At 68.9% G+C, this 9,652-nt stretch carries 16 protein-coding genes; 1 reads left to right on the top strand and 15 read right to left on the bottom strand.

The features are described from left to right. Window positions 1-407 precede the first annotated feature (407 nt). The 4 genes from BCF44_RS54400 to BCF44_RS54385 all read right to left on the bottom strand — a co-directional run bounded on the left by BCF44_RS54400 (window position 408) and on the right by BCF44_RS54385 (window position 2,214). Complete coding sequence (locus tag BCF44_RS54400; RefSeq protein ID WP_116182459.1) at window positions 408-629, bottom strand: hypothetical protein; 222 nt, start codon at window positions 627-629, stop codon at window positions 408-410. Window positions 630-711: 82 nt separating this feature from the next. Next, window positions 712-1,113: a hypothetical protein gene (locus tag BCF44_RS54395; protein WP_116182458.1), complete on the bottom strand. Its 402-nt coding sequence runs from the start codon at window positions 1,111-1,113 to the stop codon at window positions 712-714. Between the two features lie 136 nt (window positions 1,114-1,249). After that, the gene (locus BCF44_RS54390; RefSeq protein WP_116182457.1) at window positions 1,250-1,576 is read right to left on the bottom strand and encodes a hypothetical protein; all 327 of its coding nucleotides are present in this window, start codon (window positions 1,574-1,576) and stop codon (window positions 1,250-1,252) included. Further along, window positions 1,573-2,214 (bottom strand): ParA family protein, encoded by a 642-nt coding sequence (locus tag BCF44_RS54385; RefSeq protein ID WP_116182456.1) that lies wholly within the window; start codon window positions 2,212-2,214, stop codon window positions 1,573-1,575. Before BCF44_RS54385 ends, BCF44_RS54390 begins: the two co-directional genes overlap by 4 nt. A 194-nt stretch (window positions 2,215-2,408) precedes the next feature. Here BCF44_RS54385 and BCF44_RS54380 point away from each other — a divergent pair, with 194 nt between their 5' ends. Further along, a complete protein-coding gene (locus tag BCF44_RS54380; RefSeq protein WP_116182455.1) occupies window positions 2,409-3,569 on the top strand; it encodes a coiled-coil domain-containing protein in 1,161 nt (386 codons plus the stop codon). Between the two features lie 124 nt (window positions 3,570-3,693). On the opposite strand, the gene BCF44_RS54375 is transcribed toward BCF44_RS54380, so the two are convergent. The 11 genes from BCF44_RS54375 to BCF44_RS54325 all read right to left on the bottom strand — a co-directional run bounded on the left by BCF44_RS54375 (window position 3,694) and on the right by BCF44_RS54325 (window position 9,596). Then, on the bottom strand, window positions 3,694-4,950 hold the full coding sequence (locus tag BCF44_RS54375) for a rolling circle replication-associated protein (protein WP_116182454.1): 1,257 nt from the start codon (window positions 4,948-4,950) through the stop codon (window positions 3,694-3,696). Window positions 4,951-5,168: 218 nt separating this feature from the next. Beyond that, window positions 5,169-5,384 carry a hypothetical protein gene (locus BCF44_RS54370; RefSeq protein WP_170218283.1) on the bottom strand — a complete coding sequence of 72 codons (216 nt, stop codon included), beginning with the start codon at window positions 5,382-5,384 and terminating at the stop codon, window positions 5,169-5,171. Beyond that, complete coding sequence (locus BCF44_RS54365; protein WP_147329099.1) at window positions 5,381-6,817, bottom strand: hypothetical protein; 1,437 nt, start codon at window positions 6,815-6,817, stop codon at window positions 5,381-5,383. The genes BCF44_RS54370 and BCF44_RS54365 overlap by 4 nt, the downstream gene beginning before the upstream one ends. Before the next feature lie 83 nt (window positions 6,818-6,900). Then, window positions 6,901-7,116 (bottom strand): hypothetical protein, encoded by a 216-nt coding sequence (locus BCF44_RS54360; protein ID WP_116182451.1) that lies wholly within the window; start codon window positions 7,114-7,116, stop codon window positions 6,901-6,903. Then, window positions 7,116-7,541, bottom strand: coding sequence for a hypothetical protein (locus BCF44_RS54355; RefSeq protein ID WP_116182450.1), 426 nt, complete (start codon window positions 7,539-7,541; stop codon window positions 7,116-7,118). The genes BCF44_RS54360 and BCF44_RS54355 overlap by 1 nt, the downstream gene beginning before the upstream one ends. A gap of 131 nt (window positions 7,542-7,672) precedes the next feature. Continuing rightward, on the bottom strand, window positions 7,673-7,867 hold the full coding sequence (locus BCF44_RS54350) for a hypothetical protein (RefSeq protein WP_116182449.1): 195 nt from the start codon (window positions 7,865-7,867) through the stop codon (window positions 7,673-7,675). Window positions 7,868-7,883: 16 nt separating this feature from the next. Continuing rightward, window positions 7,884-8,105 carry a hypothetical protein gene (locus BCF44_RS54345; RefSeq protein ID WP_116182448.1) on the bottom strand — a complete coding sequence of 74 codons (222 nt, stop codon included), beginning with the start codon at window positions 8,103-8,105 and terminating at the stop codon, window positions 7,884-7,886. Between the two features lie 9 nt (window positions 8,106-8,114). After that, window positions 8,115-8,642 (bottom strand): DUF2637 domain-containing protein, encoded by a 528-nt coding sequence (locus BCF44_RS54340; RefSeq protein WP_116182447.1) that lies wholly within the window; start codon window positions 8,640-8,642, stop codon window positions 8,115-8,117. Next, window positions 8,642-8,968 carry a hypothetical protein gene (locus tag BCF44_RS54335; protein WP_147329098.1) on the bottom strand — a complete coding sequence of 109 codons (327 nt, stop codon included), beginning with the start codon at window positions 8,966-8,968 and terminating at the stop codon, window positions 8,642-8,644. The genes BCF44_RS54340 and BCF44_RS54335 overlap by 1 nt, the downstream gene beginning before the upstream one ends. A gap of 2 nt (window positions 8,969-8,970) precedes the next feature. Further along, entirely contained in the window at window positions 8,971-9,210 is a 240-nt protein-coding gene (locus BCF44_RS54330) for a hypothetical protein (RefSeq protein WP_116182445.1), read from the bottom strand. Then, a complete protein-coding gene (locus BCF44_RS54325; protein WP_116182444.1) occupies window positions 9,210-9,596 on the bottom strand; it encodes a hypothetical protein in 387 nt (128 codons plus the stop codon). Before BCF44_RS54325 ends, BCF44_RS54330 begins: the two co-directional genes overlap by 1 nt. Between the last annotated feature and the right edge of the window lie 56 nt (window positions 9,597-9,652).

Below are 9,652 nucleotides of genomic sequence, written 5' to 3'. Positions count from 1 at the left end.
CGGCGGCGCGAGTGGTGTTCGGGGCGGAGTTCACTGATCAAGAGATGTCCTCGCCGGACGGGCAGGGCTCCGGGATGGAGGGGGTGTTGGCCTGCCGGCGGTTCCGGGGGCCTGGTCCTTCTCCATCCCGTCACCCAGGCAGGGACGCCTATCACTGCTGGTCAGAGGGCCTGCAAGCTTGGCACCGACGCCGGCGGGACATGATCAGTTGCAGGCCCTCTGACCAGCAGTGATGTACGGCAGCCAGGGTGACGGGATGGAGAAGGGGCCCCCTCGCGTGTACTGAGTTCAGTACATCAGTAGATGGTGAGATCAGTCCCCGGGCGGGCGCCAGAACGGGCCGTGGACGCGACGGAGCCCGCACGGCAGGGGGTCCGCGCGGGGCTCCTGATCAGGGAGGTTGCAGGTCAGCTCAGGGCGTCGGCGATCTCCTCGTCGCTGGCGTCCAGCACCACGGCGTAGGCGGTCCGCGTGGTGGCGTCCATGAGGTCGGCGATCACCGTCAGGTCCTGGTCGTCGAGGCCGCCGTCACGGGCGGAGGCGATGGCCTCGGCGTCGGTCCACGTCCGCTCGGGGGCCTCGGTGCGGGTGTCGTCGGCAACGATCTTGATCGCGGTGGTCAGGTCCATGTGCGCTCTCCTCGCGCTTGGCCGTGCTCTACCGGGGGGGATCGGGGCCCGCGCGGCGGGGGTTCGCGCGGGCCCCGGGTGATCAGATGTCGTAGTCGAGGCTGCCGACCAGCAGGAGGGCGAACTTCATGCCCTGCCGGAAGACGTCGTCGACGCCGTCCAGGGCGAAGTCCTTGCCCAGCTCACGGAGCTTCTCGTCGGTGACCAGCGGCGGCGTTACGGTGCCGTCCTTCTCGGTCGTCGGCTCCTCGGTCAGCATCTGGACGATGCAGTAGTCCGGGCTCTCGCCGTTGTACATGCCCCGGTCCTTGGTGCTGAGCATGTGGGCCTCGACCCCCTTCGCCACCTCGACCCGGGTCTCGTCGACGGCCTTCAGGTAGACGTCGTGCGCCAGGCCCCCGGCGATCTCGGCCAGGTCCTGAGCACCCAGCATGGCGATGATCTGGTCCATCTTCTTGCTGGCCTGCTCCAGCTTGCTGGTCATCTCGGTCTCCCTGGTGTCTCTCTCCCTGATGTACCCAGTCTATCAGTAACTCAGTACATCAGTCAATACTGAGTTACTGAGATCAGTAGATCAACATCCGACCCGAGATCAACATCCGCCCTGGTCCGGGGCCTGCTCAGCCCAGCTGACGGAGGTCCCTGATCACGTTCTGGGCCAGCCCCGGGTCATCCAGCAGCCGCCCGACCAGCGTGCGCATGACGTCCTGAGTGGTCACCCGCGACCGGCCGATCTCCACGGCGACGTTGCCGCACCACGCCTTCAGCTTGGCGTGCTGGTCCGGGCTCAGGTCCACCGTCGACCGGATGGGCTTGGTGTGGACATCCGGCGCGGCCGCCAACGGGCGCTGCTGCTGCTCCTGCCCGGACGCCTGCTCGGCCTGCTGCCGGCGGAGCCGCTCCGCCTTCTCCTTCAGCTTGTCCGCCGCCGTCTTCGCCGCGCTCATGCCGACACCTCCAGCTCCAGCAGCTCGTCCGCTGCGTCTCCGTACGCCGTGTTGGCCGCGCCCACGATCGGGTCGCCGAACGCCTGCGCGAACCTCTCCAGCCTGTTGACCTGCGCCTTCAAGACGGTGAACCCGTCTGCCGTGATCAAGTCACGATATGTCCCGGTCGACGACGCACCCGGCACGCAGCGGGTGAGGAGCACCGCGACGACGGGCTTCCTGCCGTCCGGTCGCAGGTCGGCGGCGTCGTCGATCAGGGAGCGAACCGCGGGCAACTGCTGGTACTCGATGCCGGTGGGCGCCAGGGGCACGACCACGTGCGTGGCCAGCCGGACCGCGCTGAGCACGACGCCCCGGTGCTCCTTCATCGGCGGCGTGTCGATGACCACGACGTCGTACCGGTCGCCCACCACGCCCGGGAGCTGCTTGTGCAGGTTGGGCACGGCCATGCCGACCACCGACCAGGGCCAGTTGCCCGCCGTCTGCCACGCCGCGAGGTGCTGGTTCTCCCCGTCAGCGTCGACACCCAGGACCCGCAGGTCAGCCTCATGCAGCGCGGACCCAAGGTGCGCGGCGGTCGTGGTCTTCGTCGACCCGCCCTTGAGGTTCACCACCGCGATCACTATCTGTGCGCTCATGACACCAGTGTATCAGTATCTACTGACGTACTGAAGTACTGACATCTACTCCATTCGGGTGGCGTAGACTCTACGTCTACGTAGACGTAAGCTACGTAGATCTACGCAGACGTAGACTTGCGTAGAGTTCTACGTAGGCGTAGACTGGAGGTAACAGGGCGGGACCAGGCGAAACACCAGGCAGGAGACCGGAGATGGCGACGTACGGGCCGTGCGCGTGCGGGTGTGGCGAGCAGATCACCCACGAGGGCAGCAGCTACGCGGGCAGCGACGAGCAGGAGCGCAACCGTCACCGGGCCAGGGCCTCCTACAAGCGCAAGCAGGGTCAGCCGCTGGAGCGGACCGCCGGCACCCGGGAGTCGCTGGCCGCGCTCGGTCTCGCCGACGACGTGCCCATGGCCGTGCTGGCCCAGCACCTCGCCGCGGCTACCGCTGAGCTGTCGCGGCGGGTGTCCAACGTCGACTCGGCGGAGATCGAGCGGCAGATCGAGCAGGGCCTCGCGAAGGCCCGTCAGCAGGTCGAGCAGGCCGAGGCCGGGCAGGCGCGGGCGGTCGAGCGGGAGCGCGCCATGGCCGAGGAGCTGGCGGCCGCCGTGGCCCGGGCCGACGAGGCGGACAGCGACGCCGTGAAGGCCGGCGAGCGTGCCGAGCAGCTGACGCAGCGGATCGCCGCCCTCGATGAGGCGCTGCTGGCCAAGGGGCGCGAGATCACCAGCGCGGAGCAGGCGTCAGCCGAGGCCCGCCGGCAGCTGGAGCGGGCGGAGGCCACGCTGGAGGCGGTCCGGGCCGAGCGCGTCCAGGCCGAGCAGGAGATCCGGCAGACGGCCGAGGCGCGCACCGCGACGCAGCTGGCGGAGCAGCGGGTCGAGCTGACCGGGCAGATCGCGCAGTTGCGCGGCGAGCTGGCCACCGTCACCGCCGACCGCGACAACGAGCACCGCCGGGTCGAGCAGCTGGAGAACAGCCTCGGTGCCGCTGAGGAGCTCATCGCGGAGCTCCGCGACCAGGTTCAGGAGCGCAACACCCGGGCTGAAGTGGCGCACGGGCAGCTGGCCACGGCGACGGCCGAGCGGGAGGCCGAGCGGCGCCGGGCTGACCAGCTGGAGACGACGGTCCAGCAGCTCCGGACCGAGCTGGACCAGGCGCGCGGCGAGATCCAGCGTCTCCAGGTCGACCGGAGCCGGGCCGAGCGAGCCGAGGCCGTGGTGGCCGAGCAGCGGACCGACCTCGCGGCCGAGCGGGAGCGGGTTGCCGACCTGCGTCAGCAGCTGGCCGAGGCGAAGGCCGAGAACACGCAGTTGCGCAGCCAGGTACAGCCTGCGGCCGAGCAGCAGGCCACGCGGCGCACGAAGTAGCTCGGATTCCGAAAAATCGCCGAAAAGGGCCCCGGAAGTACACCGGGGCCCTTTCCCGTCTCTGGTCGACTTCACCGGGAATAGTCAGTAATTCAGCAACTACTCATCTACTGATGTACTGAGGTCAGTAGCCTTTCTGGCCATTCACATCACGTAGCCGCTGATCGAGGTAACGGGCCAACTGCGAGGCCATCTCCGGGCCGGAGTTGACGACCACGAACCCTCGGTTGTTCTTCATCCTGCCGGCCTTGGTCCGGGTGTTCCGGTACTTCGGTGCCGGCCGCGACTCGACCAGCAGCGCCCCGGCGAGGCCCTGGACCTCCGGGTACTTGCTGACCACCCGACCGCCCTTCACGCGCGGGCGCGACGCCTGCCGGGTGACCTGCTGGGCAGCTGACCAGCGGCGCAGCGTGCGGCCGGCCAGGGTGCCGGGCAGCTGGTCGACCTCGGTCACGACGACCTTCTTCTTCAGGCCCCAGTAGCCCCAGAACCGCCCTGGACCGGCGCCGGGCTCCTGCCACTCCTCCGGGACGATGTGCTGGTACGCCTTGTCGCGGAACGTGCTGTGCTTCGAGAAGTACACCGCCACCCGGCGCGGGTCGGACGCCTTCAGGCCCTCCGCGTAGTCCACCCCGGTGCCGGCACGCAGGTGCCGCTGGTACTCCTCCAGGTCCGGATGCGCGACGACGTCGGCCCAGGCCCGGCTCACCCACTCGCGGAACCGCAGGCTGTCGGCCTCGCCGTGCGGGGGCACCATCAGCATGTGCACGTGCGGCGCTCCCCTGCGCTGAAACTCCAGCTTCCAGATGCACCGCAGGGGCTCTGACCAGGCACGTTCGTAGCGCTTGCGGAGGGCCTTCATGTGGTCCTTCACCGCGCGGCCGGTCGGTGCGACGGTCAGCCAGTCCCCCGGGTAGGTCAGGGTCAGCATGGCCGGCACCCGGGTCGGGTCGGTGTACATCGGGGTGAAGTCGAGCGCCGAGTAGGTCTCGATCATCTTGGTCTGCGACTTGCGCGACCACTCGCTGATGACCCTGGTCGGCTCCGGGTCCTCCGGGAACTCGCCCCGCTCCTGCAGGAACGAGGTCAGCAGGTCGACGTCGATCTCCCGCCGGGCGATCTCCCGCTCGGCCGTGCGCTGGGCCCGGGCGAAGTCCTTGGTCCGGACCGAGATCACGCCGGGGCCGATGGTGATGTACGTCCGGGGGCCCTCGGTCAGCACGTGATCGGGGCCGGCGGCCCTGCGGACCTGCGGCAGGAGAGCCGCGGCTTGGTCGACCAGTTCCGGCGAGGGGAACGTGGGCTGCCACAGTTGGCTGATCAGGTCAACGGCGTCACCCGTGAGTGCACCGGACGGCGTGTCCCCATGAGGAGGATGCACAGCCGGCGAAAGGCCGGCTACAATTGCGGCAGGCATTATGGTCCCGTTGGTTCGTCTGTGAGGGTCGATCCGGGACCGCCGTTGAGAAGGGTTCGGTGTTACCAGCACCGGGCCCTTCGCCATTTCACGGCGATCTCCGCCACACCCTTGTCGGTCAAGGCCCCTGCGTCACGGCGACACGCCGAACGTGATCACGGCGAGATTCCCGACCTGGCCGTTCAGCGCCACCACCAGAACCACCGGTATTCGGCGACCGACCGCCACGCCCCGAGCATTCGGGAGATCAGCGTCAGCTCCAGCAGCCCGGCGACGATCACCGCCGCCAGCACGACCGGGCCCGGCTGGGTCAGGGCCACCACGCCCAGCGCCACGGCGATCACCGTGGTCCACCGGACCCACGTGCCGAACAGTCCCTTGGTCACTTCCCGCATCACGCGGCCTCCTTCTCTTCTCCGGCCGCCGTCCGGCGGGCCTCGAACCGTGCTGCCTCGCGCAGTCGCTGCACGTGGGCGATGAGGTCGGCGATGTCCTGGTCGCGGACGTAGCCGAGGCGGGCGCGGATCGCGGCCTTCTCGCCATCGGCCAGCGCGAAGCACACGCCGGGCAAGCTCTCGGGGATGTTGTGGCAGCCCGCGCCCCGGTCGACGGCCTTGTCCGTCAGGGCGGCGTCGGTGTGGTCCTCGGTCGGCAGCCGCAGGCCCAGGCGACGCTGGAACAGGTCGCGGACGCGGAAGATGTCCTTCGTCGGCTCCTGCACGAGGCCGATCACGATGTAGCCCAGCGCGCGGCCCTGGGTGAGCAGGATTCCGAGGGAGTCCTCGATCTTGTCGCGGGTCGCGCGGGGCCAGTAGGCCAGCAGCGGGGCCAGCTCGTCGATGCAGATCAGGTTGAGCGGGGTCTCAGGGCTGGGCACGTGGTCGCGTTCGCCGGCCTCGCCGCGCTCCTCCTTCAGCTCCTCGAGGTCGTCGACGAGCCGGGCGAGGAGGTCCTTCACGGCCGGGGCGGTCGAGGCGTAGTCGCGCTCCTGGTCCTGGAGCAGCGCGCGGCCTTGCCGCAGTTCGACGCCCTTCGGGTCGATGAAGGTCAGCCGGACCGAGCCGTCCGCGATGGCCGGGGCCAGCGCCCGGAACACGTTCCACTCCACGCCGGCCTTGCCCGAGCCGGCGGTTCCGGCGCCGGAGAGGTGGCCGCCGACGACGGAGACGGTGAACGGCTCCAGGTACTCGGTCAGGCCAACGGGCAGCGCCGTGTAGTCGATGTCTTCGGTGCAGGCCGGCATCGTCGCGGCCGGCACCGGCACGTGGAGGAACGGGTCGCGGCGCATCAGGGACAGCTCCACGCCCCGCGGCTTGATCTCGCGGACGGCGATCCGCTCGCCGTTGAAGGCGTGGCGCAGCTTCTCGCCGGCCGAGGTCCACTCGCCGATCTCTTGGCCGACCTGCATGTCGATGGCCAGCCGGTCCCAGAACGGCGTCGTGGACACCTTGCGGATCTGCGGGTAGTGGATCTCGTCGTCGACCTCGACCACCAGGCCGCAGCGGCGCATCACGCGCTCCCAGACCCGCCGGTAGGTCCACCAGCGGCGAAGCCAGGTCCGCAGGAACTCGCCGACGAACCGGTCCCACGAGCCCTGGTGAGCGGCCTTCCAGGTCGAGCCGGTGATCACCAGCAGCCCGACCAGGGCCACCACGGTCTCCCAGCCCAGCAGCAGCACCGCGCCGCCGACGAGGCCGAGGGCGGTCGAGGTGCGGGGGTGACGCACGGCGTACACCGCGCCGTACCAAATGGACTTCAGCGCCCACACGATGATCAGGCCGGCAAGGCTGAAAAGCAGGTTTGCGGTCCACTTGAGAATGGTGTTGCCCATGACGTTCACCCCTGTTTTGGGCAAGCGGGGAGCCCCGCTCGAATTCGTTCTAATTGGCTCCCCGCTACTGCCGAGGATTGGAGCTACGCGGCCCGCTGCTGGGCCACCAGGTCACGGATGTGACCGTCGAGGGTCTCGACCGCCGCGCACGCCTGGTCGATCTTCCGTTGGACGTTTCCGGCCTTCTGAGCACTGGCCGCGCCCGCTGCCACGTCCGGGTCATCCCTGCCGGCCGTTTCGATCAGCCGGTGGACCTTCTCGATCTGAACGTCGATCTCGTCGACTCGCCCGGTGAGCATTACGCCGGCACCGCCTTTCCGTTCTTGTAGTAGAAGATCCGGGCCCGGGAGAACGAGTACCAGTCCTCCGCGTACGCGCTGACGGAGGCGCGGGCCTCCTTCGTCTTGCCGAACGCCTCGCCGAGGTACGAGCCGTCGACGCCCTTGATGCGGTCGCCGACCTGGACCACCTCGCGCTCCATTCCGCCGACCAGCGTGGCGACCAGCGCCAATTCATGCGCGATTCGGCGACGCCGCTCCTTCATGAGCCGCACCTTGCGGTAAAACTCGATCTTGGCCTGCCGGTTGAGCTTGGCCTCGTTCACGGCGTTGGCGACGGCCCCCCTGACCAGGCCCTTCCTGCGCCGCTTGCGGGCCGACTTGCTCTCGAAGTTCGCGTCCTTCCGCGCCTTCGGGGCGCTTCCGGCGAGTTCGACAACGGCCATTTCTGCTCACTCCCTTCGGTACTGAGATACTGACTTCAGTAGGTCATTGATTCATTTGGTGTGTCCGCAGTGGACGCAGAACCACAAGCCGAGCACCTTCACGTAGTAGTGGCCGCACGCCATTGGGATCACTACCCGGCGAACATGTCGAGCTGACCGGCGACCGGGGTCGAGAAGTCGACGCCCTCACCCGTCGCCCGGCGACCGCGCGTCTTGTTCGTCTTCACGCCCTGCTGCGCCTTGCGCCACTGCTCCAACGTCATGCCGCACCGAGCGGCCTTCACCTCGTCGCTTACCTTGCCGGTGACACCAACCTTTCCCGCCATTTCCGATCACCCTTTCCTATCCCCACGGATTGCTGCTGAACATGTCAACCGTCTGCGAACCGGGGTTCTTCACCGCGTTGTCGAGCAGCTCCGACTCCCATTTCGGGTGTTCGCCGTTGAGTTCGACGTCCACCGACCAGAACACTTGGGAGTACACGCCGATCAGCCACGTGTCACTCCACGGCTTCATCTTGTCGAGCAGGTATTCGACCACGCTGTCATCGATGTAGAGCCGCATTTCGGCCTCCTACTGAGGCGGCCACGAGGGAGCCGCGCTGACCTTGACCGGCTGCTCCGGGATGTCGACCGGGGTCTCCGCCGGGGCGATCTCCCGGACCGGTTCGGGCGCCGGGTCGACCCGGACCATCCGCGTGGCGACGGCCTGCTCCACCGGGGCCGGCGGCTGCTGGTCGTTGGCGGCGAGCCCGCGCATGGCCAGCTTCGCCGTGACCAGGAAGCCGAGCGCGGGCGTCGCGGCGAGCAGCCAGCCCGGGACGCTGGGCTGGGCCAGCGCGACCTGGCCGGCCATCTGCACGAGGAAGCTGATCACCATGACCGTGATCGGGAACGCCGGTCGCCGGGGGTTGCGGTGAAGCTCCAGCCCGGCGACCAGCGCCATGCACTCGATGACCACGGCGTCCGCCCACGCCAGCCACCCGTCCTGACCGCTCTGCACGGCCCAGTCGTGGGTGTGGGTGAAACCGGCGGCCGCGCCGATCAGGCCCAGACCAGCGGTGATGCTCCAGCGAACCGCGGACTCCGCCTTGCTGTTCATCACTGCCTCCCTCGCACCTGCTCGGCCGCGAACCACCGGACCACCTGACCCGGCTGCGCACCGGGGTACTCCTGGACGCGGAAGCCGATCAGCTCCGCGTGCTCGAACGGCTTGATGTACTGGCCGGGATCCTGATCAGCGACGATCCGGATGTCGAGGACCTCGAAGTGCTCCACGCCGGCCAGGTCGTCGAAGTGGGCGAGCACGCTCACGCGCCAGCTGTGCAGCCGGTGCTGGTGCGTCGCCGTCGCCAGCTCCGACCGCAGGTAGACCACCTCGTGGAACCGGGCCGGTGGCGAGAACCGCGCCGGACGGGGGCCGGTCATGATCACGCCACCCTTCGCAGGATCGCCGGCAGGACCTCGACCCACTCGCCGGGCTGGAGGATGTCGCCGGGGTCGCGGGGCTGGCCGATCTGGACGACGACCAGCTCCACCGGCTGACGCACCTTCGGCCGGATGGCCAGGGTGACCTCCCACAGCGGCTGGCCGGTGGGGTCCGTGGCCTGTACCGGGGAGCCCGGCCCGTCGACGACCTTGGGCCGGGACTCCATCAGCCAGCCCCGCATCACGCGGCCTTGCCCGCCGCGCCGGCCGCCAGCACGATCTCGGTCGCCCGGAACCACACCGTCACGCCGACGATCCGCTCGGTGCCGTCGGGGTTCTTCTTGGTCTTCTCCATGACGCCGACCTCGAAGTCGCCCAGCTCGCAGGGCGTGAACGGGGCGATCCCCTCAGCCGGGTTCTGCCGGGCGACGATGCCGACCTTGATGACCTCGTTCGACAGCTGGCCGAACTGGTTGCGGACGGCCCCGAGCACCTGGACCTCCCACTTCAGCTGGCCGTCCTTCGTGGTGGCCTGCCGGTCGGAGCCCATCTCCCGCTTGGCCTCGCACGACAAGAAGACCAGGCCCGCGAAGGTGGCGCGCTGGTCGATCTTCAGGTTCCCGATCATGTCCGTCTCCTGACGTAGGGGGCTCTCTGGCCCTGTTCACTCGGGACTCTTGCCCG

It is taken from the genome of Kutzneria buriramensis (assembly GCF_003387475.1).
Classification (GTDB): Bacteria; Actinomycetota; Actinomycetes; order Mycobacteriales; family Pseudonocardiaceae; genus Kutzneria; species Kutzneria buriramensis.
Note: the sequence above shows the minus strand (reverse complement) of the source record. Positions and strands in the feature narration are given on the sequence as shown.

Bases quoted from the DNA above. Each gene is read 5' to 3' on its own strand.
- BCF44_RS54400 (WP_116182459.1), bottom strand. From the start codon at position 629: ATGGACCTGACCACCGCGATCAAGATCGTTGCCGACGACACCCGCACC.
- BCF44_RS54395 (WP_116182458.1), bottom strand. From the start codon at position 1,113: ATGACCAGCAAGCTGGAGCAGGCCAGCAAGAAGATGGACCAGATCATC.
- BCF44_RS54390 (WP_116182457.1), bottom strand. From the start codon at position 1,576: ATGAGCGCGGCGAAGACGGCGGCGGACAAGCTGAAGGAGAAGGCGGAG.
- BCF44_RS54385 (WP_116182456.1), bottom strand. From the start codon at position 2,214: ATGAGCGCACAGATAGTGATCGCGGTGGTGAACCTCAAGGGCGGGTCG.
- BCF44_RS54380 (WP_116182455.1), top strand. From the start codon at position 2,409: ATGGCGACGTACGGGCCGTGCGCGTGCGGGTGTGGCGAGCAGATCACC.
- BCF44_RS54365 (WP_147329099.1), bottom strand. From the start codon at position 6,817: ATGGGCAACACCATTCTCAAGTGGACCGCAAACCTGCTTTTCAGCCTT.
- BCF44_RS54360 (WP_116182451.1), bottom strand. From the start codon at position 7,116: ATGCTCACCGGGCGAGTCGACGAGATCGACGTTCAGATCGAGAAGGTC.
- BCF44_RS54355 (WP_116182450.1), bottom strand. From the start codon at position 7,541: ATGGCCGTTGTCGAACTCGCCGGAAGCGCCCCGAAGGCGCGGAAGGAC.
- BCF44_RS54350 (WP_116182449.1), bottom strand. From the start codon at position 7,867: ATGGCGGGAAAGGTTGGTGTCACCGGCAAGGTAAGCGACGAGGTGAAG.
- BCF44_RS54345 (WP_116182448.1), bottom strand. From the start codon at position 8,105: ATGCGGCTCTACATCGATGACAGCGTGGTCGAATACCTGCTCGACAAG.
- BCF44_RS54340 (WP_116182447.1), bottom strand. From the start codon at position 8,642: ATGAACAGCAAGGCGGAGTCCGCGGTTCGCTGGAGCATCACCGCTGGT.
- BCF44_RS54335 (WP_147329098.1), bottom strand. From the start codon at position 8,968: ATGACCGGCCCCCGTCCGGCGCGGTTCTCGCCACCGGCCCGGTTCCAC.
- BCF44_RS54330 (WP_116182445.1), bottom strand. From the start codon at position 9,210: ATGCGGGGCTGGCTGATGGAGTCCCGGCCCAAGGTCGTCGACGGGCCG.
- BCF44_RS54325 (WP_116182444.1), bottom strand. From the start codon at position 9,596: ATGATCGGGAACCTGAAGATCGACCAGCGCGCCACCTTCGCGGGCCTG.